The sequence below is a fragment of the Erythrobacter alti genome (genome assembly GCF_037996805.1).
Classification (GTDB): domain Bacteria; phylum Pseudomonadota; class Alphaproteobacteria; order Sphingomonadales; family Sphingomonadaceae; genus Alteraurantiacibacter; species Alteraurantiacibacter alti.
Genome location: NZ_JBBNAX010000001.1, coordinates 21141 through 47258 on the forward strand (window position 1 = coordinate 21141; position 26118 = coordinate 47258).

A 26118-nucleotide genomic window follows, 5' to 3' on the forward strand; every position below is an offset into this window, starting at 1 on the left:
CCAGTTTGAGGGGGAACTGCCAATGTCGCTTGCCGTAGTCGAAGAAGAGGTCCGCCGGTTTCTCTCTGATCCAGCTCCCGAGGTGCTTTGCATCAAAGGCAAATGGGGCGTTGGGAAGACATTCGGCTGGCGCACCTTCCTTCGCAAAGCACGAGACGACGAGAAGCTGGCGATGAGCCGATATGCCTATGTCTCGCTTTTCGGTTTAAACTCGCTCGACGACCTACGTTACGCTCTATTCGAGCGAACTGTAACAGGCGATGCCATCGGCGAGGATCCCAATCCAGAGACGTTTCGCAAGATGGTCGCCGACCGGGATACTGGTCGCAAGTTAAAGCCACTCATCGACGGTGCGTTGGCATTCTTCAATCGGCAGGGGATATCCGATCTGCTCGCAAAGGCAGCGGTCCTGACTGTCAGGAATCAGCTCATCTGCTTCGATGATCTTGAACGCGCTGGCAATGGATTGGGAACGAGAGAAATTCTTGGCCTCGCTTCACTGCTCAAAGAGGAGAGGCACTGCAAGGTTGTTCTGCTGCTCAATGACCAAGAGCATGACGAAGAAGACGAATTCACTCGTCAATTGGAAAAGGTGGCTGATGTCACGTTGACATTTGAACCGACAGCCGCGGAGGCAGCTACAATTGCCCTAGATTCCGCCTCGCCTGTTTTCGAGTTACTCCATCCACGCTTCGTGGAACTTGGGATCACCAACATCCGTGTGATCAGAAAAATCGAGAGGCTTGCCGGGCGCCTATTGAAATTACTCGAACCATATGATCCGAAAATCGCCAAAGGCGCGATTGCTACGCTGGTTCTCGCGAGTTGGTCCGTCCAGCAACCAAAGCTCGGGCCTCCTATCGAATATCTAAGGAATTACAGCTCTCTCTCAGTCCATTTCCATTTCGCTAAAGACGAAAAGGATCCAGATTTTGAAGCATTCGAGGCGCTAATCCGTGACTATCCGTTCAAGTTTGCAGATGACCTCGACCTAGTTGTCATAGATGGCGCAGAAGCAGGATATTTCATCGAAGAAAGCGTCTCTCAGGCTGCGCAAAGAGCTCAAGAAGAGTTGAAGAGAAACTCGCGAGAGAATGCATTGAGTCGCGCTTGGGAGGATCTATACCATGGCTCACTCTCGGCCGATGATGATGAGTTTCTCGATGCCGTGCATTCGGGCGCACTAAAAGATGCTCAGTTCACGAGCGCTTCAAATATCAACAGTGCGATTTACATACTCTGCGAAACTGGGCGTCAGGAACAGGCCCGCGAAGTGCTGGCTGCCTACATGGCTGCAAAGAAAGATGAGCAGCCAGAATTCTTCGACCTCTCGTCTCATTTTCTAGGAGGTGACAAAGTCGAGGACATGCTTTTCGAGGCATTCGAAAAAGCGAGGGGGAACTATGTAGATTCCCGTGATCCCTTTGACGTTTTGAAGCAAATCGGAGCCGAGCGATCTTGGTCTGAGCGTGATTTAATGCTCATGGCGAACCAATCAGCTGATGATTTTGAAAGAATGTTTGAGGCGCTCAAGGGCAAGGAAATCCGCCATTCAATCGAAACGCTTCAACGAATGGGCAGATCTCAGCGCGAGGGCAGCAAGCAAATCGCTGAGACCATCACGAAAGCACTGAAACGCATCGGTGCAAAGTCTCCGCTGCGCGCTCGAAAGGTGGCAAGATTCGGAGTGAAGATTGAAGAGGATGGCTCCGGAGACAAGGCAACTTGATCGATCGGATTTTACACCCCGGCTCACATAGTTCTAATCCAAAACAGATTTTTCGACAGCCTCATTGGGAACGAGAAATCAGTGCTTCTGAGGCTAACGAGCGGTCCATCGCGCGCGCGCGCGCTAAGCAAGCCAAGAGAAAGATGGGTCACACTTCCGGCCTCGAATGGTGCACCTATGTGGGAACCTGACCCGCTCATGAGCGCAACTCTTGGGCATCCGCGGCCCAAATGGCTGCACCAGCCGAATTCGAACTATCTAACATGACACAACTTGCCCTCGACGCGATTGTCCATTCCCTCTCCGGGACACCACCTCACGATATTGGGCTGAGAGATCAATGATCCGTGCGATTGAAGCGGTTGCGATTTTAAACGCCAATTATGTCACGGCATAGAGGAGGTATTGGCTAGCCAAACTGACCTAGGAAGACCGTAAGCAACGATGGACTGCTTCGTTAAATTCAGGGAGGCGGGATCTTCAACCCATAGAATAGAAGCTGGTTTTTGGGGATTGTAGTTCTCCACAATCGCTAGAACAAAATCTTTACCCATGCTTTTGGCTCTAGCATGTTCAGAACGGGTAAGCGTGGGGTTGCAATTACCTACGGAGCTTTTCACTTCGACTACCTTGGTGGTCATACCCTTGGTGATCTTGAAATCGCAGCCTCCTTTTTGGGCGCTGGTATCCAGAACATGCCAACCTGCGTTCTCAAGAGTCTTTCGCACTGCTTGCTGAGCATTCCACCATCCGCTCGTAGCAGGTGGTGGTGGAGAGGTCGTTTGGCCAAGCGATGAGAGCGGTGCAAGCCCTGGAGGTGGCGTCCCGGTCCCCTGCGTCGGCGGTCCGCCGCCCCCCTGTCCAGGTAGTTGCGCCGGCGCTTGTGCGGTGGAATTGAGCACTCGCTGCCACGTCAATGTTGGTCGCAATTTCACCAGCGTTTGATGGTATTGAGACGCCGGATCATCTTCGAAGTATGACGCTGCTTCTGATGCCGTGAAGCCAAAGTCGGCGAGGAAATCGGATATTGAAACTTGTGTCCGGCCTGCGGCCAGAAAACTGTCGTAGTAAATAGACACGATCAACGCGGCGACGGGGATAAGATTCCCATTCGCCGGTCGGACCATGCTAGCATAGAATGAAGTGTCGCTCGGATCATATACTGTGTATTCGTCCGTTGACGGGTCCTTCCGAAACATTTTCGGCTGGTCCTCACCGCGATAACGCGGGGACGTGTTCCCGCTCGACTTTAGTGCGCAATTCGCGCCCGCCAGAGTTGGTGCCCCACCAGATGACGGATTAGTTGGCCGGAGGTGGGGACACATGGTTCGCGACTGGTTGCGAAATGTCTGATTCCTAAATTCTTGCGGCGTAGCGTAACACACAAAGCCCTTCTGGAGATTCAGGTTGTTACGCCAGATATTGGAGGGGACACTCAGTCCCATCGCGGTTACTCCGGTTGGGACTTTGTGCGTATCCTCGAAGATTATTGCTACCTTATCGGGAGTGGCTCGAGTGTGCTTCCAATACAAATCGTCAAGTAGCCTCTGCAGTTCGCTCGAATCTAAGCCGACTGTTGCTCCAACGCGGGGAATGAGGTTGCTGTAGTGCTTGCAGGCAAGAAAGATCTGCGCGGCCCGCCCTCGGTAAGTTCCCCCGACCGCAGCACGCAAGGAACGAAGCGACTCTGAATAGAGTGCTGAGTCATTGATCGGAATCATGCCGCGAGGTTTGCCTTGTCGCCACGAGTAGAGGAGAGAAAAGCTTTGGGATCTATGCTCCCCCTCATTAGGCGCTGGTAATCGCCGAAAGGCCGATTTCGGTAGTTTGGCGTACGAAGATTTTCTCCAGCCGTGACCGCTGGAAGGTCACCAATCGCTTCCCAGACAGTTGTGGCAGGTCTTTCAATCAAAAGATCACCAGCATTCACACTGGTCCATTCTAACGGTTTGATTGGCAGCCTCTTAATCCCTTTTTTCGTGCCGACAATAATGACGCGAACTCGCCGCTGCGGGACACCATATTCGGCGGCATTCATCTTCCAAACACATGTGTCATACCCGACACGATCAAACCCTGCGAGGATGCGTTCAAGGAAAGCCCCTCCAGACATGCTAAGCAGCCCAGTTACATTCTCGAAGACAAAGAAATCTGGTTCCATTCGGTCAAGGAGCAATGAGTAACGCTCGTGGAGATGGTTACGTTCGTCGCTCTCGGTTCGCCTCCGGCCGCCAGTGGAAAACCCTTGGCACGGCGGTCCTCCGACGACGGCGAGCGGCTTATCAGACGCCCGCCCTCTTGTGCTCTCTACCAGCCTATCGATCACAGCATCGTCATTCATGTCACCGACAAACGCTCGCCCTCCCACGTTGCGATTGAAAACATCGACCGCATCTCGGTTGAAATCTGTCGCAGCAAGGGTCGCCCATCCCTGCCATTTAAAACCGAGCGAAAGACCACCGCATCCAGCGAATACATCCACCATTTGCCCGGCTGGCCCCAGAGCCTCTGCAATTTGCATTGCTAGCAAAGGTGGAACAGCATTGCCGATCTGCATGCAAATTTGTCGCTGACTCCCCGAAAATTCGAATGAGTCGGGGAAAGATTGAAGCCGTGCAGCCTCTCGATGAGAGATAGTTCGATGTTGCTCAGCATCAGGATGTAGAAAACACCCGTTTCCTGGTCGAGTGTAATACGTCCCAATCGTGTAACTCGGGGCATTAGGCAGAAGTCGACCATAATAGGTCGAGCGAGAGCCTTTGCCCTCTGCTGCGCTTTTGCGAATCTGCTCGAGACGCTTGGAGGGGAGATTTTCAGGAATATCGCGCCAGTTACCTCCCGGCGGCACGGCCCGCGAAAATGCCAGATCCAATTCACTTAATTTTGCGCTGTAGTGGTTGAAAATCATTGAGCGGCCCTAACCCCAGCGCTTTGTGATCAACAGTTCGTCCTTTTCAGAATCCGAGATTTTAGGAAACATTCCAAGCAATCGAGACATCCCATTTCTGTCGATCCCATAGACCTTCGCAACTTCAATCTCAGACTGAAATTTAGATTCAGGCAGATCACTTAGTGATGCCTGAGCAGCCGCGTCGAGGATGCGGAGATTATCGGCATTGAGCTTAGGTATTCGTGCCTGCCGCACTATTCCCAGGGACATATGTCCTGTCGTCAACCTAGTTCGAACCTGAGCCTCCACCACCAAAGATGATAAAAGCGCGTGCAGAGCGCGTGTTCGAGTTAGATTGCCGTCACGGAAACATCCAACGTGCAACGAATTTCCTGCGACCCACCCTGACGGGATGATGGTGCCAATCATGCGTCGCTCGGAAGATGATCGAGCTACGTCTCTCCAGACAACTCTTGGCAGCTTGATGGAGTGGAAGTGCGCGCACAGCTCAGGGCGCACCGACCTCACAGGGGCTTCCACAACCTTGTGCCTTTTGACCATACGCCCCTTGATGAAGGGGAAAGCAGCCCCGTTTGTAAGCTTGGTGGCGATTTGGGACTCGTCGAGTTCTCTTCCTAACCACAAGCCTTCTTTATCCTCACTCTCTAGTGCCGATAAGGTAGGGAAAGTCGCAAGGTCATCTAGCATGTTCGCTATTGCAGCCGCCGGCCCCAACGGAATCGTCCATCCCCGTGCCTCCATCGCTGCGGCACCTATGGATATTGGGTTTTTGGACTCCAGCGCCTGATCTGAGTCAAAGGAACGCACAGCCATGGTTCGCTGCGGGACCGCACCCTTGACTACTGTCAAAGTAACCACGGGCTGGTCCACACGATCAAATAGGCGGGCCTCAGGTGGATACGATGCCATATCGATTACGCGGTTCTCCGCGAAGGTCTTACGACGCATAGGCGCAGATGACTGATCGCCAAGTATCGTAGATGGCAGGATGATACCGATCACCCCTCCCTGCCTTGCGATCCTGAGGCATAGATCCCAGCCGCACCTGGCCAGATTGGTTCCCCATCCCGCCCAAGCTTTTTCGGCCTTCGCATCAGGGAATGCAGCATCTAGTCTTTTTGAATGCTCCCGCAGTTTTTCCCTATAAACTATCTTTTCCGCGGAACTTAGGTGGGCAGTTTCCCGGCGATCAGGTTTGAGCAATTCCCAAGGTGGATTCGAGATGACTAGATCATAGTGAGGTATGCATTGAGACTTGAAGGAATCGCCCAGAGAAGTGCGGACTTCTGCGTTGATAGAAAGTGCGGAAGCAGTTGCGCCTACATTCGCTGCAGCCTCCTCAAGCGCTCCCTTCTCCCGATCTCGAAGCTCAATGATCCACTTGAGACATTTGAGGTGCGAATTGGTCGCGGCGGCTTTGAGCAGTGCGGCAATGAGGCGCCCATCTCCGCAAAACGGATCGACTGCAGTGATCTTTTTGGAGGACCACGTCTCTAGAGGCTTCAACATCTGAAGTGCGAGGTCATCAGCGAGATTGGAAGGCGTGTAAAACCGCCCGGCTAGACGTTCAGCAAGACTTTTCCCCGCATACGTAGCTGAGCCACGCTCTGCAGTTTCGACTTCGAACACTGTTTAGTCCTTCCAAAGCAAAGCTTTTGAAACTAGTGGCATTTCAAATAGGCCACCTTCATCTGACCTCGCGCTTCCTACGAGGCTTAACCGGATCTAGTTTTTGGATGATAAAACCTGTTGCATCAATGCCTCGAGAATTTTTGTCCGGATCACTTATGCGACAACAGCTTCTAGTTCGACCGTTGATGCACGCGTCGTCATGACTTCCCGGTAAGAAGCATCGACGATTGAGGTCGCCCAATGCGTGTTCCCCTTCGTCCAACCACACACTCTGAAAAAGGGCCTGCTTCAAAGTTATCGATAAGCAACCATTGCGCGGCACATCAAGCGAGCAGACTTGAACTTGCTTCGTGCGGAGCGAGCAAAACCATCAAGATCACTAATGGCGGTTGGTGAGATCGGAGCGAATGGGCATAGGACAACCACCCCTAGCGCTGAGCTTTGTTTCGCTCATTTGCCAGAGGCAGTCCGGCCCAATCAAAGCTTGGCAGTCGGAGCCGACCGTCGCTTCAGGGCGCTTCTGGTCGTTAGGTCGCCAGAGGCTCGGTAGTTGCTTGTAGGGCCTTCCTAAACCCACTCGGTCGCCCCTCTACCTTTCGGACTGGGCTTTCCAATTTGACCGAACCCCTTCTGGTCTTGGAATACTGCTAGGTCGCCAGAGTATTTAACCAACCCGACCAAGCAGGAAACGACGAACCGATGCACGACGCTTCGAGGTTTTTTGCGTATTGAGCTGTTTATTCGCCGACGAGGGAGCGAAGATCGCTTGCGGGAACAATCGACCGCCGGCCAACCTTGATCAGCCTCAGCTTCCCCGAATCCACGAGATTGTAGATCGTGCGTTCCGAGCAATCGACCGCCCGAGCTGCATTCTTGATGCTGTAGCCGAGCTGACGCTGATCTGGTGAAATCGAAAACGACAAAATTCATCTCCTTGCTTTGTGATGCAAGGAAGAACATCAATACGTCGTATTCCAAGTTGGCAATCAATCCCGCCCTTTATCACCTTTGATCGCTGATGAAGGTTGCATGTGCTTCGTCATGGAACCGGGAACAACGTTGTGCCTGTCGGCTATCGGACCGGGTATCAAGTCAGCGCTGATGATCCCCCAGCGAATGTCATTGAGGATATGCGATCGCTTATTCCTCCAATGCCGTTCAACGGTCGATTCTCCAATTCCGAGGTTCTTAGCGGTCGCATTAACTGCTGCATCAAAACCGCCCTCACTAAGGACGCCGTTACGGACCATTTCTATCGCAGTGCCCAACTCCTTCATGGCTTCCGAAGCTTGTTCTCGACTGGACTGCCCTCGTTTAAGGTCTGGATGGCGTTTTGCCACCAATCTCCAATCCGTTTCGGAGGCTGTCCCTTCGAGCATGAAATACAACTTTTGCAAAAGAAGTGGGTGGAGGTCGCTTTGCTCCTCAGTGAGCAATTCAGCGATCACCTTCGAAAGCGGCTGAACGTTGCCATGCATTAATGCTTCCAGCGCATCCACTTCGGCACGAGTAAGCTCGCGTTTCAATGTCCTGCGCCCACAGCAGAATTGAGTTCAAAGATGTTGCTCCCATGCCCAGAAAGCTCTGGCGCTGCGAAACGACCCCATGCGGCCAAGAGATCGCGCCTGAGATCGACAAATCGCGTTCTCTTGTATGCAGCAACCACCTTCTCAGGGACCGCGTGAGCCAGAGCTGCCTCGGCAACGGGATCGGGAATGGAGTGCATTTGCTCGGCAGCCCAATCTCGGAATGTCGAGCGAAAGCCGTGGACCGTTTCTGATCGCCCTGCAGTGCGCAGAATTTTGCTGAGAGTCATGTCGCTCAGCGCCGATCCTTGGCGGCTGCCAGGAAAGACATGCCCAGAGCAGTCGGATAAGGACTTCGCTCGCTCCAAGATTGCAATCGCTGGCTCATTCAAAGTGACGCTATGAGCCACCCCTGCTTTCATCAGTTCGGCTGGGCGATTCCACATTCGAGCTTCAAGATCGATATGCTCCCACTGCGCCGATCTCACTTCACCGGATCGAGCCGCTGAAAAAATCGTGAAGAGCAAAGCGAGCCTGCCAGCCGCCTGTTCTTTCGACAGCTCACCAGCCACAAAGCTGGGCAGCTCCGCATATGGCATCGCTCGGAAATTGCCTGATTTGGGCTGCCTCGCCAGCCCAGCTCTGAGTTCCCGCGCATCGGGGACCGGATCAGTTCGCCAACGCCGAGACTTCGCGAAACTCAGAACCTGCAGGATGCGGACCCTGAGCTTTTGCGCCTGAGCGGGCTTCTCCGTCCAGAGAGGGGCGAGTGCAGCGATTACATCGGCAGTCGAAATCTCATCGACAGGCTTGTTCCCGATCACCTGATGCGCGTGCATCGCAAGCGATGACTTGAAGGCGGCGGCGTTCTTCTCGCTCCAACCCTTCGACAGCTCATCGTGAGCCGCATCTGCCGCTTCCTTGAAAGTCGGAATGATCACCTTGTCGCGATCACGCTCTGCCCGAGCGTTCTTACCCTGCCGCGCCAACTTCCTAAGATGAGCAGCCTGCTCGCGCGCATCGCTCAGCGATAGATCGGTCGGATAGCCGCCCAGACCGATATCCTGCCTTCTCCCTTGGAATTGCACCCGCAACACCCAGGACCGCGCGCCGCTCGGCTTCACCCTCAGATAGAGGCCCGCGCCGTCGCCATGAATGCCAGGCCCAGCCTTGCGAACCTTCAAATCAGTGAGCTTTCCCATGCGGAGCCATCCTTACAGTGCACCAGTTAGTTCCCACACTGATGCGCTGCAAAGGGCTGCATGTCAATGCAGAGCGATGCAGGAAGAACACCCTCTAATATCACGAATTATCGATACTTTTTATTCTCATAGATGCAAAGCGATGCGTAATGATGCAGGCGAAGTTCTAACCCAACTCGGGGAGCCATTCAATCAAAATTTGTTTTGCCTCAAGCGTCGGCGGCCCCATCCGGGGCCATAGGCTTCTGGTCTAATCGGCCGACGCGCAGTCGCGCTTATGGTCCCTTTGGGACCGTATGGCACTCCGATGCTGGAATCGTGCGCGACCAGTGCATGACAAAGGGCGACCGCGCGCCCGCAGCGGGGGCAGCTTGCCTGCCCGCCTGGCGAGAACCGGGTGCCCGGATGGGCACCCGCCAACAAATCAGGCAGCAGCCCCGTGGCAGTGCTTGTACTTGCTGCCTGAGCCGCACGGACACGGCGCGTTGCGGCTTATGTCCTGTCCTGCATAGGGGTCTGCGGTTTGCGCACCACCCGATCCGGTCGAGGCAACCGGCGATGAAGCCAGTGTGCCGAACAGCGGCGCACGTTCTGCCGATCCATCGCCGTCATTCGTATTGTCCTCTCCCGTGAACGGATCGATATGTCCGGTCAGGAATTCTGGCAGGTCGGGCAATTCACGCGGCGGTGGGGGAGCAGTAGCGCGGAATTCCGCGGTGAGCAGCACCTTGCTCACATCTTCGCGCAGTGTCTCGAGCATAGTTTCAAACAGGCCGAATGCCTCCTGCTTGTACTCGTTGATCGGCTGCTTTTGCGCATAGGCGCGCAGGAATACGACCTGACGCAGTGCGTCGAGTGTGGCGAGGTGTTCCTTCCAGTGATAATCGAGCCGTTCGAGCAGAATGCCCTTCTCCACGCGGCGCCAGGTATCCTCCGGAATTTCGGCGATACGCGCGGTCATCTTCTGTTCGGAGAGGTCCTGCAGACGCTCTTCAATCAGTTCGGGTTCGACCTGCTCTTCCTCGAGCCACTCTTCCAGTGGCACGTCGAGGCCGAGCACGTCGCTGACCTTTTCGCGCAATCCATCCAGATCCCACTGTTCGGGATAGGAGCCGGGAGGGCAAGCCGTCATGACGATTGAATTGATTGCATCGCGGCGCATGTCCTCGACCACGTCGTCGACGCGTTCGGAATCCATGATCTCGCTGCGCTGTTCGTAAATTACCTTACGCTGGTCGTTCATCACGTCATCGTACTGGACGACCTGCTTGCGCATTTCGTAGTTGCGCGCCTCGACCTTCTTCTGCGCGGTTTCAATGGCCTTGGAGAGCCATTTGGAGCCGATTGCCTCACCATCTTCGAGATTGGCGTTCATCATCTTGGCAAACAGCGTATCGGGCCCGAAAATGCGCAGCAGGTCGTCTTCAAGGCACAAGTAGAAGCGCGACAGGCCGGGGTCACCCTGACGGCCCGAACGGCCGCGCAACTGGTTGTCGATACGACGGCTTTCGTGGCGCTCGGTGCCGAGCACGAACAGGCCGCCGGCATCGAGAACGCGCTGCTTTTCCTCCGCGACCTCAGCCTTGATCTTGTCGATAGCGGCATCCTTTGCGGGGCCGTCTTCCATCTCGGACAATTCGTCCTCGATGCGGAACTCTACGTTACCGCCAAGCTGGATGTCGGTACCGCGACCGGCCATGTTCGTGGCAATCGTAACCGCGCCAATGCGACCCGCCTGCGCCACGATGTGCGCCTCCCGCTCGTGCATACGAGCATTGAGAACGGCGTGTTCTACGCCTTCCTCGTCAAGGAATTTGCTGAGCAATTCGGACTTTTCGATCGAAACCGTGCCAACCAGCACTGGCTGTCCGATTTCGTTCTTCTCCTTGATCGCCTTGGCAATAGCGCCGAATTTGTCGATCGTGCTCTTGTAGAACTCGTCTTCCTCGTCGACGCGCTGGATCGGCACATTGGTTGGAATCTCGACCACGTTGAGCTTGTAGATATCCCAGAATTCGCTGGCCTCGGTGGCAGCCGTACCGGTCATGCCGGAAAGCTTGGGATACATGCGGAAATAGTTCTGGAAGGTGATCGAGGCCATGGTCTGGTTCTCGGGCTGGATTTCCACGCCTTCCTTGGCCTCTGCCGCCTGGTGCAAGCCGTTAGACCAGCGGCGGCCATCCATCATGCGCCCGGTAAACTCATCGATGATGACAACCTTGTCGTCTTTCACGATGTAATCGGTGTCTTTCCGGAACATGATCACGGCCTTTAGCGCCTGATCCATGTGGTGGACGACTTGCGTGTTCTCGACGTCGTAGAGATTGTCGGTTTCGAGAAGCCCGGACGCCATCAGGCGCTGCTCGATCTCTTCGGATCCCTTCTCGGTCAGCGAGACATTCCGGGACTTCTCGTCCTTGATGTAATAGTTTTCTTCCTCGTCCAGCGGCCCACCGTTCTCCTTCACGAGCGCTTCCTGGTCCTTCACGAACTGTTTGATGATCGCATCGAGCGCGACATACAGATCGCTCTTGTCCTCGGTCGGGCCGGAGATGATCAGCGGCGTGCGGGCTTCGTCGATCAGGATCGAGTCCACTTCGTCGACGATGGCGTAGTTGAAGGGGCGCTGCACCATCTGGCGGCGCTCCTGTTTCATGTTGTCACGCAGATAATCGAAACCGAATTCGTTGTTGGTGCCGTAGGTGATGTCGGCGGCATAGGCCTCGCGCCGCGCGGCTTCGGGCAAATTAGGCACGACCACGCCGGTGGTCAGGCCGAGGAAATTGTACAACTGCCCCATCCATTCGGCGTCGCGACTGGCGAGGTAATCGTTGACTGTCACGACGTGTACGCCCTTGCCTTCGATGGCGTTGAGATAGGTGGCGAGCGTTGCGACCAGCGTCTTGCCCTCACCTGTCTTCATCTCGGCAATCTCACCGCGATGCAGCACGATCCCGCCAACCATCTGCACGTCGAAATGCCGCATGCCGAGCACGCGCTTCGAAGCCTCGCGCACGGTGGCGAAGGCTTCTGGCATGATATCGTCGAGCGTCGCGCCCTCTTCCAGCTTTATGCGGAACTTGGCGGTCTGTGCCTTCAGTTCATCATCGGAGAAATCGAGCAACTGGTCTTCGAGCGCATTGATCCGGTTGACGATCTTGTCGAGCGATTTGACGTAACGGTCGTTGGACGAGCCGAAGATGGACTTTGCGATTGATTGCCACATGGCGGGCGTTTCCTGTTCGGATAATATGGAGAATGGCCGCGCATGGTGGCGCGGCCCTGAATAATCGAGCGTTGTAAGGAGTTTACGGCGCTATTCGCGCGCGCGGTCTACCTGTAATTGCACCGATGGTGCTGCAACGACAACCGGCTTTTGCTTGCAAGGGCGCGGCTCGTTAGATGGGCGCGCTTGCTGCAAGTTTCCGAACTGCAGCGGTGCGGACACAGCCGGCGTACAATCCGCCTGCTCTGCCGCCGCAACACTCACCGCCCGCATTTCTGCGGCGGACACAGGCTCTGCCGCGAGCGTAAAGCCCGAAATAACGGCAAGCAGGGTGAGCAATTGGCGCAGCATGTGGTGTGTCAGATAGCGATTGATGCGGCGAAGTCTATGCCGGAATGCGTGAATAGGCGGTGAAAATGCTGCGTTGCCGCAAGCATAAGGCCTGCTTATTAGACCAGGTATGGACCTTAACCGCTCGCCCCTCGCCCTGCCCTTCCCCGATATGCTGCCGGTTGATGGCGTGACGCTGCGCGTCGCCCGCGCGAGGTACAAGGAGTGGGACCGCGCCGACCTAACCTATGCCGAATTGGCTGAAGGCACCGCGCTCGCGGGCGTTTTCACGCGCAATGTCTGCTGTTCGACCGAGGTCGAGATGGGGCGGGAGCAGGTCAAGCTCGGCTCGGCTCGTGCGCTGATAGTCAATGCGGGCAATTCCAACGCATTTACCGGATATCGCGGGCGCGAGGCGGTGGAGCAGATTATGGCGCAAGTCGCGCATCACCTCGATTGCAAGCCGTCAGAGGTGTTGGTGTCGTCTACCGGCGTAATCGGTGTGCCATTGCCCAAGGACAAGGCAAAGGAAGGCGTCGCGGCCGTGCTGGAGGCAAAGCCGTGCAGCTGGCAGGATGCCACCAACGCCATCGGCACGACCGACACCTTTGCGAAGGGCGCTACCGCGTCAGCAATGATCGGCGACACGCGCGTCGTGCTGAATGGCATCATCAAGGGCAGCGGCATGATCGCGCCCGATATGGCGACGATGTTGGGCTATATTTTTACCGATGCGGCGGTCGAACCAGCCTTCCTGCAGGATTGCCTTTCCGCTGCCAATGCGCGCACCTACAGCTGCATCACCGTCGATAGCGACACCTCGACCAGCGACACGGTGCTGGCCTTTGCAACCGGCAAGGCAGGCAACGTTCCCATCTCCTCGTTCGAAGATCCGGGCGCGGATGCTTTCATGGCCGCGCTGGAGGATGTTTGCCGCCAGCTCGCACAACTGGTGGTGCGGGATGGCGAAGGCGCTAGCAAGTTCATCTCGATCACAGTCACAAGCGCGAGGGATGATGACAGCGCGCGCCGCATCGGCCTTGCCATCGCCAATTCGCCGCTGGTGAAGACAGCGATCGCCGGGGGAGACGCCAATTGGGGCCGCGTAGTGATGGCTGTGGGCAAGGCGGGAGAGCCTGCTGACCGGGACAAACTTTCCATCGCATTCGGAGGGCACTGGACTGCGCGAGACGGGCTACCCTTGGCCGATTATGACGAAGCTCCCGTAGCACGGCACCTTGCGGGCGACGAAGTGGACATCATGGTCGACCTCGGCATCGGAGACGGGAAAGCGACCGTCTGGACCTGCGACCTGACCCATGGTTACATCAGCATCAATGCGGACTATCGTTCATGAGCGATGACATCATGACGCTCCATCGCGAGATGGAGAGCCTGCTGCGCGACGTCACCGAAAACGCCATTCTCCCGCGCTTCCGCAATCTTTCAGTTGGCGAAATCGAGGACAAGGGCAGCAATGATCCCGTCACCATAGCCGACCGCGAATCCGAGGCCATGCTGCGCGAAGGGCTTGAGAAACTGATCCCCGGCCTCGCTTTCGTGGGAGAAGAGGCCGCACACGCCGACCCGTCGGTGCTCGACAGGCTCGAGGACGATTGCTGGATAGTCGACCCTGTCGATGGAACGCGCAATTTCGCAGCCGGCAAACCGCCTTTCGGCATCCTCATAGCGATGGCATCGGGCGGCGAAGCGCATACGGGCTGGATATACGATTGCCTGTCAGGCCGCTTTTGCGTCGCCCACCGCGGCAAGGGCGCCTTTATCGGCGAGGAAAAAGTGACCGCGCAGCCCACCGGCGAAACCCCGCCGGTCGCAGCAATTTCGCTTATTTTCATGGAAGAGGCACGGCGTGAAGCGATGAAAGCGCATATCATGCCGCACTACACCCTCACTGACATTCCCTATTGCGCGGCAGAGCAATACCCCCGCCTTGCGCTGGGCACAAACGACGTCTCGATATTCGAGCGGACATTGGCGTGGGACCACGCCGCAGGTGTGCTGTGGCTCAACGAAGCAGGCGGAAAGGCCGCGCGGCTCGACGGGTCGCCATATCGCGTCGACGAATGGGACCGCAAAGGCCTGGTGGGCGCGGCCTCACCTGCGATGTGGGATGCGATGGTCGAGCGTCTAAACGCGCTCGACGCCTAAAGCTCGCCTTCGAGCCAGCCCTTGAGCGCGTTCTTGGGCGCAGCGCCCATCTGCTGGGCGACCGGCTGACCATCCTTGAACAGGACGAGGAACGGGATCGACTGGACGCCCATCTTGCCTGGCACATCCGGGTTTTCCATGATGTCCATCTTCGCGATAGTGACCTTGTCCGCCAGTTCGTCCGAAATTTCCTCGAGCGCGGGCGCGATCATCTTGCACGGGCCGCACCAGTCGGCCCAGAAATCGACCAGAACGGGCTTGTCGGAATCGAGCACGTCAGCCTGAAAGCTGGCGTCGGTTACATTCTTGGTTGCCATGACGGCGTCTCCTGATTTGCTTGATGCCCTATCTGGGCATGATCCGTAGTTCCACAACGCATGGCGCGCGATAGCTTTCCTTAGCTTGCCCCCAGTTGCGCTTTTGCTGCCGGTTTATGGGCCGCGAGAATCTCTGCCGGAATGGCTATCAGTCGGGGCGTTTGGGTATAGAGAACGGCCGCTTCGATAACGCGATCCGGAAATATCACCGCCAACGCCGCAGCATAGGCACCCATTTGCGCGAGCGTCGATACCGGCACCTCGCTTAGCGTTGCAGGCGGCCGCCGTGCCGTCTTGAAATCTGCCACCAACACGCGATCGGGAGTGACTAGCAGCCGATCGGCCGTTCCCGCGATCACCTGCTCGCCCACCGTCGCAGCCAGAGGAACCTCCGCCAGTGCGTCCGGACCGAACAATTCGCGCCATTGCGGGTCATCGAGCACGCCGAGCGCACGGCCAAGAATCTCCTCGCGTTCCTCCGACGTAAGATCACCGCCATGACGCTCCAGCCAGGCCTTGCCACCGCTGGCACGCATGTCGGGCGGAACATCGGGCAAGCGTTCAAGCAGCGCATGGATCAGCACCCCTCGCCGGGCCGCGATTGCCGCCTGTTCTGCCGGTAGCGGCGGATCACTGCCCTGCTCGTCTGCGCTGGCAGAGGGGGCAAGCGGGCGCGGTGGACGCGGCTCTTCGCCGACAGGGCGCGTCGACCACTCTGGCAGTACCATGGGCAGCGCTAAGTCGCTCTGCGTCCGCGTTTCGACCGCCATGGCGCGCTCGCCCTGCTCCATTCGCGCATCCCAGATCGGGTCCGCCAGCCAATCACCGCCAAACAGCGGTTCGAGCCGCGCATACCAGCTATCGGGCTTCGGCTCCTTCTCGGTTTTCTTGAGCGCGCCGCCGATAAACAGCGCTTCTTCCGCGCGGGTCATCGCGACATAGAGCAAGCGCCAGTGCTCCTGCCGCTCGGCCTTTTTCGCCGCGTCCTCCGCTTCTGAAATCGGCCCGACGCGCTCCGCACCCGACAGCGGCGGCAGCGGCAGTTTGAGCGGTTTGTCATTACCCGGTACGGTCTCGGCGAGATCGAAACTGGAATTGCGCGAGGCATCAGGGTCACCGCACGCATCGGCTAAAATGACGATGGGGGCCTGCAATCCCTTCGAGCCGTGCACCGTCATGACGCGCACCTGGTTGCCCGCGCCTTCGGCTTCGCGCTTCAGTTCGCCATCACCAGCGTCGAACCAGCGGATAAATCCTTGCAGACTTGGCGTATTGGCAGCGGAGAATTGCAAAGCGGCGTTGAGCAATTCGTCAATCGGATCGTTCGCCTCGCGCCCCAGCCTCGCAACGAGTTTCGCGCGTGCTCGCCACGGTCCGACGAGGATCCAGTGCAACAGCGCCTGCGGTGGCTCGTAATCGGCAAGCGCGAGCAGGTCGCGCAGGCAATCTGTTGCCGCCCTGACGTCAGCATGATCGCTGCGTCGCAGGTGGTCCCAGAGCCGCGTCTTGTCGGGGCGATAACCGTGTTCGAGCAATTGCTCCTGCGACCACCCGAAAATGGGCGAAACAAGAAGGCAGGCGAGTGATAGGTCATCTCGCGGCTGGGCGGCAAAGCGAAGCGCAGCCATCAGGTCCTTGACCGCCAATGGCGCTCCCAGGCGCAGCCGGTCGACACCTGCAACAGGAACGCCCGCTGCGTGCAGCCGTGCGACAATGAGCCCGGCCAGTTCGCGGCGCTTGCGCACAAGCACCATGATATCGCCCGGCCCGGCGTTGCGCGGTTCACCCTTAACCAGAGCGAACCCGTTATCGAGCCATTGTTTGACCTGCTTTGCCAGAGCATCGGCCATGCGCCGCTCCGGCTCCGACACGCGGATCTCGGGGCCATCTTCCTCGTCCGCATCATCGGGCTTGCCGGGGACGGGTTTCCACAAGGTGACGAGACCGGGTCGATCATCGCCTCTGTGCGGTTCGGGGGACTCCTTAAGCCCCAGTGCGGCCGGTGTGATCGCATCTATCGCCATATCAACGAAATCCAGCACGCTTTGCGCCGTGCGATAAGAGCGGCCCAGCCCCAACTCCTGCAAATCGCGGACGGTAACATTCTGCCGTGATTGCGCCGCGTTATCGCGCCGTGTGCGCATCAGCTGCGCATAGCGACTACGTGCCGTGTCGAAATTTTCCGGACTGGTGCCCTGGAAGCCGAAAATCGCCTGCTTGTAGTCACCCACGACAAAAAGAGTGCGTTGTCGGTTGCCCTTCTGGCCCTCGCCGGAGAAAAAATCATCGGTCAAAGCCCCAATTATGGCCCACTGTTCCTCATTGGTATCCTGCGCCTCGTCCACCAGTACGTGATCGAAGCGGCGGTCCAGCTTGTAGCGTATCCACGCTGCCATATCGGCATTGCGGAGCAATTTGGCGGCGCGCCGGATCAGGTCGTCGAAATCGACCAGGCCTTCGCGCTGCTTCGCCTCGTCCCATGCGAGCGCAAACTTGCGGCCGATTTCGAGTGCGGGAGTAATGATTTCGACCAGTTCCAGCAGGATTGCCTGCGCAGAAACCTGAGTCAGCCAGAGGCGCGCCTGCTCCGCAATCGCGGCTATCGTGTCGTCCTGTTTGACAAGATTCTTGTGATATTTGAGCAGGTTTTCGTCATTATACAGCCCGCCCAGAATCGCGCCACTCGTCGCGAAGCGTTCTTCGGACGATCCAAGCAACCACTCGCCCAGAAGGTTGGCAAATTTCTCGCCGCTCTTGGTGCCCCACTGGTCGTAAGCCCACATGACTTGCCGAACCCATGCGATACCCTCATTCGCGTCATCACACTGACCGGCCAGCGTGCCGGCGCAGGCATCGGCGGGAAGCCCTAGCAACGCTTTCACACGTTCCGTCATCGGCGGCTTCCAGGCGGCATTCCCGAGCCATGCTTCGCGCGCCTGGGCACAGCGCATCAACCAGCTTCGCGCACCGTCATGGCCCATCCGCAGCGACAGCATTTCAAGTGCCGCCACCGCCGCATGATCGTTCTGCTGCCATTCGACCAACAGATCGCGCAGAACCCGGTCGGTGAGCAGGGTGCGGTCGCGATCTTCCATCGGGCGGGTGCCGGGCGTGAGGCCCGCTTCCTCCGGGAATGCCGAGAGCAACCATTGGGCGAAAGCGTGGATTGTATCGATGCGCAGCCCGCCACCGGGACAATCGAGTACAGATGCGAACAACGTGCGGGCGCGGGTGATCGTTGCATCATCGCCCGTCGCGCCGATCGCGTCGAGATCGGCGGCAAGCTCCTCTGGCTTCATCCGTACCCAGTTGGCGAGCACTTCGTGGACGCGCGTCGCCATTTCCGCAGCGCCCGCCTTTGTAAAGGTGAGGCACAAAATCTGTTCGGGGCTAACCCCCTCGGTCAGCAGCAGCCGCAGAACGCGGGCGGAGAGGACCTGCGTCTTGCCCGTTCCTGCCGAGGCCGAAAGCCACACGCTGTCATCGGGCACGACCGCATCGCGCTGGCTGTCCTGCAACGGATAGACTTTGCCGGGACCGCTCATGCCTCGTCCCCCGCAGCGGTTTGCCATTCATCAAGCCGCATCAGCTGGTCGTAGGTCGAATATCCGGGCGCATCGGGATTGAGCCGAGCGGTGAACGGCTTATCGCCCAGTATCCATCTGCCCAGCGCCTCGTGCAGGAACTGCTCGGTTTGAGGGAGGAAATCTTCAGGGGGGATGCCGCTCCGCTTACTTCCCTCAAGCAGCGGAGTTTTGACATATCCGAATCCGGTCTCGCTACCCTTGTCGCGCCCAAGCGACCAGTATTCGAAACGCGTCGCATTTCCTGAAAGCGTGTCGAAATCGCCATCGCGCAAGATCAGCCCGATCGTGCCGAGTTGGAGCGCATAACCTTTCTCGACTTGCTTGCCGCTCGGCGGTCCGCCGGTCTTGTAGTCGACCACGGCGAACGAGCCATCGGGCAGTTTGTCGATCCGGTCGGCCTTGCCGAAAATGCGGATGCCATCGACATGCATGGAGCCCCAGGCTTCCCATTTGACGGGTTCACGTCCGGGCTCACTATCGAGTTGCAGTTCCACCCATTCCAGCGCCCGCAAAAGACGAGGACGCCAGAGAGCACGTAGCAACGGATGCGCGGACAGTTCACTCAGGTGTTTGTCGGCAAGCTCCTCCAACGAACCGCCATTTGCATGCCAGTCTTCCAGAATCGCATGGGCCAACGTGCCCTGCCATGCCGGACCGGGATCAGCATCGAGCAGGTCGAGTTCGGGCAAGCGCATGATCTTGCTGGCGAAAAATTCGTACGGATCGGATCGCAGGCGGTCGAGCGCGGTCACGCTAATGTCCTCACGCCTCTGCGCCGAATTGGGCATCGGTTCGGGACGTGGATGGCGATCCCGATTTTGACTGCGCCCGTCATCGATGGCGCGAACCAGATCGACAAGTTCTGTGTCGCTGGCTTCGGCGGTCATCTTCTGGCCGAGCAATGCACGCACGCGCAGCAGGAAACGAGACGCAATCGCCGGGCCGGATACCTCGCGCCTCGCCCTGCTGAGCACCACTTCGGGAGCGCCGAGTGCACCGGCAAGGTCGTGCGCAGCAAGACCGATGCGGAAGTCCGCTCCCGGAACGCCAAGCGCCCGCAGAACCGCAGGGGCGAGCAGCGGATCGGCAGATGGCGTTGGCGGCCATGTCCCCTCGTTCAATCCGCCACAGAGCACCAGGTCAGCCCGCGTCATCCGGGCTTCAAGCAAACCGTAGATCGCCACGCGGGGATGGCCGCCATAGGGCGGGCGCACCGCCACCTGGTCCATCGCATCGCGCAGAGCCGCAGGCAGGTCTACAGGTTCGAGCGCCACAGGTACGTCGCGAGCCTGCAGGCGCAGTTCCTCGATAAAGGCGGAGAGCGCGCGGCCATCTTCGCGCGACCAGAGCGCCTCGCCGCACAACGCCTCACCCGCTTCGGCAAGCAGGTCCAGCCAATCTGCAAGCCCGCGTTCTTCCACCGGCTCTAACAGAGGGCTCATGATGGCTTCGACCCCGGTGAACCATTCTTCCACTTTCGCTTCAGCAGCAAGCAGACGCAGCGGCGCGAGACCCGGTTCCTTGCGCGGTCCGCGCAACTTGCGCTCGAAGGCACGCGCAGCGCCAAGCCAGTCGGCGCGCCCTTCCCCGAAGGCGGCAAGCGGGTGTTCGAGCAGGGCCATGAGCGGCACCGGAGCCGCTGCCTCCGCTGCAACTTCGGCAAGGAGCAGCACTACGCGCCCGGCAGCCGTTTGCGGCAAGGGTCGGCCCGCAGAATCGTCTGCACTTATATTCCAGCGGCGCAAATGCTGCGCCACGCGCGCGGCTAGCCCGCGGTCGGGTGTCACTACTGCCACGCGCTTTTCCGGTTCTTCGAGCGCCTCACGCACCAGCAGGGCGATTGCCTGCGCTTCTTCTTCCGGATTGGCAGCCTCAACCAATGTCACGCCTGCCATGCGACGCTTGTTGGCAGGCAGGTCGACCCAGGCCTTGCTCGCCTCGGGCGGCAGGAAGAGGCTGGAGATCGCGTGAGTGCGTTCGGGCGGGCCCTTCGCCAATCCAGCACGGTGCCATTGCTGAACTTCGTCGCGCGCCACACCCATGCGATTGAGCAACAACTTCAGGTGATACTGCGGATGTGTGACAGCATCGCCCTTGTCGAATGGTGCCTCGGCTTCGGGATCGCCTGCACCGCCCAGCTCGTCCCACACATCAACTGACATGGAGAGATCAAGATCAGGCAGCACGACCGCACCTTGCGGCAATTCGGAGACCGTTTGCAGAAGCCGGGCGAGTGCTGGTGCGGCGCTGGTAACACCCGCCGCGACGAAGGGAGTTTGCGGCGGATCGTCGCGCATCCGCCTGTCAGCTTCTCGAAACAAGGTGTTGCGACGCTGCGCGGCATCGAGTTCGCCGCGCCCAGCCAGTTCGGCCTGCCACATCTTGCTGACGGTATAGAGTAGCTTGGTGTTTTCCTTCCAATGTCCGGCATTGGCTTCGAGCGCCTGAAGCACCCTCTCTTCCCAAAGCTCCTCCACATCGACTTCTTCCACCGCGAGCCGATCCATGGCCGCGCCGATATCGCGCGCCAGCCTCAGGCGTGCGTTGGCGGGCAAGTCGTCCCTGCCCAGTGCGTTTCCCGCCTCTCCCACAAATTGAGCGAGACGAAGCCAACGACGGACCGGATCGGCAGCAGGTGGGATCGCCGCACCTGCACCGAGCGAGTCGAACAATGGCCCGAGCGCTTCATCCAGATCGAGATCGCCGACCATGACCATGCGCGGCATCAGCAGGCCGGGACTTTCCGTTGCGCCGGCATGGCGAATAAATGCTTCGGACAAAGTGCGTGCGGCACGGGCAGAAGGCAGCAGCAGTGTCAGCCGGGCGAGGCCGAAATTCTCTTCGGCATATCGGGGGACCAATCCCGCAACCAGCGCATCGGCAAATCCGCGATGGGCGGCGATCGAATAGACTTGCGGCGCAGGAGATTCAGACATGCCGCAGCGCGGCTTCGGTGGGCTTGATTGCCTCCGGCGTACCGACTTCGAACCACTGGCCGGTGAATGGTAAGCCGAACAAACGGCCCTCCTCTATCGCGCGGCTCCACAGCACGTTTGTCGAGAACGGGCCGTCCGGTGCATCGCGCAGCAGGCGTTTTGCGACCAGTTGAATGCCGGTAAAAATGAAAGGTGCAAGGCGCGCTTCGGTACGCCTGCTGACGCGCCCGTCCTCATCGATGTTGAAATCGCCAAGCCCACGGAAATTGTGCGCGCCCTTGTGCGGCACGACCAGCAACAGCGCATCCATCTGCTCCGCGTCCCAGAATGCCGAAAGATCGGCAAAGCAATCACGCGGCCCGTCGAGCCAGATATTGTCCGAGTTCAAGCAGAAGAATGGGTCTGGCAGCTGCGCCTGTGCCTTTACCAGCCCGCCACCTGTTTCGAGCAATTGCTCACGCTCATCCGACAGCACGATTTCTGGCGATTTGCGATCGCGCAGGTGTGCCTCAAGATTGTCCGCGAGGTAATGCATATTGACCACCGCACGTGCAATTCCGGCTTCGGCGAGCCGGTCAAGCGTGTGATCTATCAAGGGTTTACCCGCCACGCGCACCATCGGCTTTGGCTGTGTGGCGGTGAGCGGACGCATCCGCTTGCCCATACCTGCGGCGAGCACCATTGCCGTATCCGACGCAAGATTGCTCATCCCAACTGACCGCCTTTGGCTGCGCGCACTGCGTCAGGGATATTGGCATCGAACCAACGCGCAACCGGCTCGAGCGCCGGATGGGTTAGATCGCGCTCCATCGCGTCCCACACGCGCGGTATCATGGAGAGGTAACGCGGCTTGTCGTCGCGTTTCCAGAGCCGTGCGAAAATGCCCACAATCTTGCCATTACGCTGCGCACCCAGTCGGGCGTAATCGGCATCGAAATCGGCATCGCAGTCGATTTTGGAGCGATACAGGCCGAGCATCTCGCCTTCGAGATCCTGCGACACATCGCGCCGGGCATCCTGCAACAGCGAGACAAGGTCATATCCGCGGTGCCCGACAAGCGCGTCCTGAAAGTCTATCAACCCCTGTTCACCGCGATATTCCCCTGCGGGGCCGAGCAGCATGATGTTCTCCGCATGGTAATCGCGCAGCACGGTCACGCCGGGTTGCTGGCGCAGCAGCAGCGGGCCGAGCGCCTCGCGCCAGGCAGCCAGGAAACCCATACCGTCCACTTCAAGCCCTGCGGCAGGACAAAACCAGTCCGGGAACAGCGAGACTTCGCGAAGATAGGTTTCTAGCGAATAGGGATCGAACGGCCCGGGTGGGCGCTGGTGCAACTCCACCAAGGCACCAACCGCATCGGCATAGGCGCGGCGCTCTTCAGCGGGATGATCGTCCAGCCAGTCGCGCATTCGATCATTGCCGAAATCCTCGATCAGGACGAGGCCGCGCTCGGCATCTTCGGCAAATATCTTGGGTGCGCGCAGCCCGTGCTCGTCGAGCCATTTGCCAACCTGGATGAACGGGCGCGGGTCTTCATGCGGAGGTGGCGCATCCATCAGCATGGCTTTGCGGCCGTCGTCACGGATGCGGAAGTAGCGGCGGAAGCTGGCATCTCCGGGCAGCGGCTCGATTTCGGCACCAGCCCAGCCCGCTTTTCCAAGGAAGTCATTCAGCCCGGCGGGCAATTCACGAGTCATGGCAATCGCTCTAGCCAGTCCTTGCCCCCTTCGACAATCGCCTTGCGACCATTACCCGCGATTTCCAGCGTGATTTGAAGGCATCCCGGCTCAACTGCAAAGCCGCCTGCGTGATCAGGCCACTCGGCAATCAGCACTGCACCATCGCGGTAGTCGTCCAGCCCCAGCTGTTCGACCTCTGAAGGATCTTCAAGACGGTAAAAATCCGCGTGCACGACAGGCGGGTCCAAATGGTCGTAGCTCTCGATTATGGTGAAGGTTGGCGATGGCACTTCGCCTTCGTGCCCGAGGGCACGCAGGATCGCCCGCGCGAGCGTGGTCTTGCCGGTCCCGAGGCCGCCTGACAGTGCGATGACATCACCGGCTTTTAAGTGCCCCGCGATACGCGCGCCGAACTGCTCCATTGCAGAAAGATCGGGCAGGTTCACGGAAGCATTACCGTGGCGGTAGTCCCGGAACCCTTCTCGGACTGAATTTCCAGACGGCCGCCATGCGCTTCGATCAGCTGGCGAGCGAGCGGCAGGCCGAGGCCACGTTTGCCATCCTTGCCATCGCTGCCTTCAAGGCGATAGCCGTCCAATGCGCGGGCCAGTTCGCTCGGCTTCATGCCTTCACCATTATCCGAAATGACGATCCGCGCCCCGGACTTACGCCGTCCAAGCGCCACGAGGATGCGCCCGCCATCGGGAGTTGCGTCTATGGCATTGTCGAGCAAATTGCCGATCGCGCGGCCCAATTGGCGACGATCCGCGCTGACGTTGCCCGCGCTTTTATCACCGCGCAGGTCGAGCGTCAGGTTTTTGGCCTCGATTGCCTCTTCCCGCGTGCGCACCAGATGGGTGGTGAATGACAACAGCTCGACATCCTCGCGCGCCATGGGAAGCAGGCCCGCTTCGCTTTGTGTCAGGTCAAGTACGCTTTCGATCTGGGTAGATAGTCGTTCAACCGAAGCGAGAATTGCAGAGATATAATCCTTGCCCTGATCGCTCAGCTCACCCGCCACGCCCGACTGCATCAGCTCGGCAAAGCCGCCGATCGAGGTCAGCGGTGTGCGGAATTCGTAGGACATATTGGCCAAGAAGCGCGTTTTTACCGCGTCGGCCTCTTCCAGCGCGGTGGCGCGTTCGCGCAAGGCTTCCTCTGCCTTGGTCGAATCGGTCACATCCATGACTGTCAGCAAACCGTTCCCATCGGGTAGTGGAACACCTGCGAATTCCAGCGTGCGCCCGTCAGACAGGACAACCCTCCCGCTCCGCTCCTTTCGGTCGAGTGTAGCGGCGCGCACGACTTCGCCGATAGCCTTGCGCTGGCCGGGCCGAGCGAGCCGGTTCGAGATGCGATCGAGGAGCTTGTCGACATGCGGGTGCTCGTCAAAAAACTCCTCTGGCAGACCCCAGATCGCCGGAAAACTGCGATTCCACAACTGCATATGCCCATCGGGCGCAAATACTCCGAGCGATTCGAAGAGCGAATCGAAGGTCGCCGTGCGGGTGCGCAGCAGAGTGTCGCGCGTGGCAGACAGGGCAAGCTGTTCGGACCGATCCTCGGCTACCATCACAAGCCCGCCATCGGGCATGGGTTGAGCAACGATGCGCAAATGCGTGCTGTCGGGCAAAGTCCACGATTCCTCGACCGGCGCATTGGCTTGGAACCAGCCCGCCAGTTCGGCGCGCCATTCGGGAAAATCGCGCACTTCGGGCAGGCGTGAGGCATCGCGTGCCATATCGAGGAACCGCTCGAAGCGCGGAGGATCGACACGGGTCGAGTTGGGCAGGTTGAAAATCCGCTGGAACGGCTGGTTCGCGAAGTTGAGCCGCCTATCCTCATCGAACTGCGCCACGCCGACCGAAAGCTGGTCGAGCATGGAACGTTGCGCCGCGCGAAATGCCCGGAAGGCTCGCGTTTGCTCTTCCAGTTCCTCGATATCGATGGCGTATCCGCCCACGCCTTCTGATCCCAGCGGCAGGTCGCTGACTCGCAATGTCCGGCGCTGGCTGCCGACGGTCGCCTGCACGATCCGCTCGATCGGCATATCCTTCTTGAGCGCCTGGCTCGCGACTTGGGCGGCGTTGAGGCCGTCCACGACTTCCACCAGTTCGACCTGCTTTTCGACAACTTGCGCCGCAGTTTCGGCCCCTACGGCATCGACATAGGCTGAGTTAACGAGGCGAAGCTCCATGTCCGGACCACGGAACCACATCGGCATCGGCGCTGCCTCGATCAGGCCGACGAGCGCAGCAAAGTCATTGCGTGCGCGCGCGGTTTCGGCTCGCAATCGCGACAACTCGCCCTGACTCTCGGAGAAATCGAACCACCACACCAGAACTGCACCGCCGCTGGCAATGGTGGCATTCGCAAGCTGGCCGCGCAGCGCGAGGCTTTTCTCGGAACCGCGCGGAGTGACCACCATCCGAAATGGCGCAGCGGTTTTCTGCGTGCGACGCACTGCATCGCGCAATTGCTCCAGGTCGCCTTCGTCGAGGCCAGCCTTGTTGCGGTCGAGTTCGGAAAGATAGCCCGGCAAGTGATCGAGGCCGAGCCATGCTGCAAGACGGTCCGGCCCTTCAATCTTGCCATCGGCTTTAACCAGGAGCGGGATCGCAGGAGAATCCTCGATCATGCGCGACAGGCGGCGCACTGTATTGCGCGCATTGCGCGCTGCGCGAGTTCGCCTGAGAGAGCCGACGACAAACCACACTGCGCCCGCTGTCCAAGCGGCGAGCAGCAAACCCAGCAGGGCCAGCGCGGTGGGCGTCATTTCCATAGCTTTCAGCTATGCGCGGGCGGCGGGCGATGCAATGCCCAGCAAAGGGATAACCCCTCCCCTTTCAGGGAGGGGTATCACGATTTCACCT

The 26118-nt window shown here is 58.8% G+C and carries 17 protein-coding genes; 3 read left to right on the top strand and 14 right to left on the bottom strand.

Annotated elements, in window-relative coordinates:
* Positions 1-22: 22 nt before the first annotated feature.
* Complete coding sequence (locus AAC850_RS00090; protein WP_340586144.1) at positions 23-1729, top strand: hypothetical protein; 1707 nt, start codon at positions 23-25, stop codon at positions 1727-1729.
* Positions 1730-2115: 386 nt separating this feature from the next.
* Here AAC850_RS00090 and AAC850_RS00095 read toward each other — a convergent pair whose 3' ends face one another.
* From AAC850_RS00095 to secA, 7 genes are all read right to left on the bottom strand, one after another.
* Positions 2116-2808 carry a protein NO VEIN domain-containing protein gene (locus AAC850_RS00095; RefSeq protein WP_340586146.1) on the bottom strand — a complete coding sequence of 231 codons (693 nt, stop codon included), beginning with the start codon at positions 2806-2808 and terminating at the stop codon, positions 2116-2118.
* Between the two features lie 638 nt (positions 2809-3446).
* Positions 3447-4637: a DNA cytosine methyltransferase gene (locus AAC850_RS00100; RefSeq protein ID WP_340586149.1), complete on the bottom strand. Its 1191-nt coding sequence runs from the start codon at positions 4635-4637 to the stop codon at positions 3447-3449.
* A gap of 9 nt (positions 4638-4646) precedes the next feature.
* Positions 4647-6269 carry an Alw26I/Eco31I/Esp3I family type II restriction adenine-specific DNA-methyltransferase gene (locus AAC850_RS00105; RefSeq protein WP_340586150.1) on the bottom strand — a complete coding sequence of 541 codons (1623 nt, stop codon included), beginning with the start codon at positions 6267-6269 and terminating at the stop codon, positions 4647-4649.
* Positions 6270-7009: 740 nt separating this feature from the next.
* Complete coding sequence (locus AAC850_RS13945; protein ID WP_422723161.1) at positions 7010-7195, bottom strand: helix-turn-helix domain-containing protein; 186 nt, start codon at positions 7193-7195, stop codon at positions 7010-7012.
* 63 nt (positions 7196-7258) lie between these two features.
* Positions 7259-7798 carry a hypothetical protein gene (locus AAC850_RS00110; RefSeq protein ID WP_340586152.1) on the bottom strand — a complete coding sequence of 180 codons (540 nt, stop codon included), beginning with the start codon at positions 7796-7798 and terminating at the stop codon, positions 7259-7261.
* Positions 7795-8982, bottom strand: a complete 1188-nt coding sequence (locus AAC850_RS00115) for a tyrosine-type recombinase/integrase (RefSeq protein ID WP_340586153.1) — start codon at positions 8980-8982, stop codon at positions 7795-7797. The genes AAC850_RS00110 and AAC850_RS00115 overlap by 4 nt, the downstream gene beginning before the upstream one ends.
* A 442-nt stretch (positions 8983-9424) precedes the next feature.
* Positions 9425-12226, bottom strand: coding sequence for a preprotein translocase subunit SecA (gene secA, locus AAC850_RS00120; RefSeq protein WP_340586156.1), 2802 nt, complete (start codon positions 12224-12226; stop codon positions 9425-9427).
* Between the two features lie 460 nt (positions 12227-12686).
* Between secA and argJ the strand changes: the two genes are divergently transcribed.
* Positions 12687-13913 carry a bifunctional glutamate N-acetyltransferase/amino-acid acetyltransferase ArgJ gene (gene argJ, locus AAC850_RS00125; protein WP_340586159.1) on the top strand — a complete coding sequence of 409 codons (1227 nt, stop codon included), beginning with the start codon at positions 12687-12689 and terminating at the stop codon, positions 13911-13913.
* Positions 13910-14725, top strand: a complete 816-nt coding sequence (locus AAC850_RS00130; RefSeq protein ID WP_340586160.1) for an inositol monophosphatase family protein — start codon at positions 13910-13912, stop codon at positions 14723-14725. The genes argJ and AAC850_RS00130 overlap by 4 nt, the downstream gene beginning before the upstream one ends.
* On the opposite strand, the gene trxA is transcribed toward AAC850_RS00130, so the two are convergent.
* The 7 genes from trxA to AAC850_RS00165 all read right to left on the bottom strand — a co-directional run bounded on the left by trxA (position 14722) and on the right by AAC850_RS00165 (position 26027).
* Positions 14722-15042: a thioredoxin gene (gene trxA, locus AAC850_RS00135; protein ID WP_340586162.1), complete on the bottom strand. Its 321-nt coding sequence runs from the start codon at positions 15040-15042 to the stop codon at positions 14722-14724. The genes AAC850_RS00130 and trxA overlap by 4 nt on opposite strands.
* A gap of 80 nt (positions 15043-15122) precedes the next feature.
* A complete protein-coding gene (gene addA, locus AAC850_RS00140; RefSeq protein ID WP_340586164.1) occupies positions 15123-18587 on the bottom strand; it encodes a double-strand break repair helicase AddA in 3465 nt (1154 codons plus the stop codon).
* Complete coding sequence (locus AAC850_RS00145; RefSeq protein ID WP_340586166.1) at positions 18584-21565, bottom strand: PD-(D/E)XK nuclease family protein; 2982 nt, start codon at positions 21563-21565, stop codon at positions 18584-18586. The genes addA and AAC850_RS00145 overlap by 4 nt, the downstream gene beginning before the upstream one ends.
* Entirely contained in the window at positions 21558-22274 is a 717-nt protein-coding gene (locus tag AAC850_RS00150) for a nucleotidyltransferase family protein (RefSeq protein WP_340586169.1), read from the bottom strand. Before AAC850_RS00150 ends, AAC850_RS00145 begins: the two co-directional genes overlap by 8 nt.
* Positions 22271-23263 (bottom strand): aminoglycoside phosphotransferase family protein, encoded by a 993-nt coding sequence (locus tag AAC850_RS00155; RefSeq protein WP_340586171.1) that lies wholly within the window; start codon positions 23261-23263, stop codon positions 22271-22273. Before AAC850_RS00155 ends, AAC850_RS00150 begins: the two co-directional genes overlap by 4 nt.
* On the bottom strand, positions 23260-23691 hold the full coding sequence (gene tsaE, locus AAC850_RS00160; RefSeq protein ID WP_340586172.1) for a tRNA (adenosine(37)-N6)-threonylcarbamoyltransferase complex ATPase subunit type 1 TsaE: 432 nt from the start codon (positions 23689-23691) through the stop codon (positions 23260-23262). Before tsaE ends, AAC850_RS00155 begins: the two co-directional genes overlap by 4 nt.
* Positions 23688-26027 (bottom strand): sensor histidine kinase, encoded by a 2340-nt coding sequence (locus AAC850_RS00165; protein WP_340586174.1) that lies wholly within the window; start codon positions 26025-26027, stop codon positions 23688-23690. The genes tsaE and AAC850_RS00165 overlap by 4 nt, the downstream gene beginning before the upstream one ends.
* Positions 26028-26118: the final 91 nt, after the last annotated feature.

Excerpts from the sequence above, each read along its gene's own strand:
- AAC850_RS00145 (WP_340586166.1), bottom strand. The coding sequence starts at position 21,565 with ATGTCTGAATCTCCTGCGCCGCAAGTCTATTCGATCGCCGCCCATCGC.
- trxA (WP_340586162.1), bottom strand. The coding sequence starts at position 15,042 with ATGGCAACCAAGAATGTAACCGACGCCAGCTTTCAGGCTGACGTGCTC.
- addA (WP_340586164.1), bottom strand. The coding sequence starts at position 18,587 with ATGAGCGGTCCCGGCAAAGTCTATCCGTTGCAGGACAGCCAGCGCGAT.
- AAC850_RS00100 (WP_340586149.1), bottom strand. The coding sequence starts at position 4,637 with ATGATTTTCAACCACTACAGCGCAAAATTAAGTGAATTGGATCTGGCA.
- AAC850_RS00090 (WP_340586144.1), top strand. The coding sequence starts at position 23 with ATGTCGCTTGCCGTAGTCGAAGAAGAGGTCCGCCGGTTTCTCTCTGAT.
- secA (WP_340586156.1), bottom strand. The coding sequence starts at position 12,226 with ATGTGGCAATCAATCGCAAAGTCCATCTTCGGCTCGTCCAACGACCGT.
- AAC850_RS00165 (WP_340586174.1), bottom strand. The coding sequence starts at position 26,027 with ATGGAAATGACGCCCACCGCGCTGGCCCTGCTGGGTTTGCTGCTCGCC.
- AAC850_RS00155 (WP_340586171.1), bottom strand. The coding sequence starts at position 23,263 with ATGACTCGTGAATTGCCCGCCGGGCTGAATGACTTCCTTGGAAAAGCG.
- AAC850_RS00150 (WP_340586169.1), bottom strand. The coding sequence starts at position 22,274 with ATGAGCAATCTTGCGTCGGATACGGCAATGGTGCTCGCCGCAGGTATG.
- argJ (WP_340586159.1), top strand. The coding sequence starts at position 12,687 with ATGGACCTTAACCGCTCGCCCCTCGCCCTGCCCTTCCCCGATATGCTG.
- AAC850_RS00130 (WP_340586160.1), top strand. The coding sequence starts at position 13,910 with ATGAGCGATGACATCATGACGCTCCATCGCGAGATGGAGAGCCTGCTG.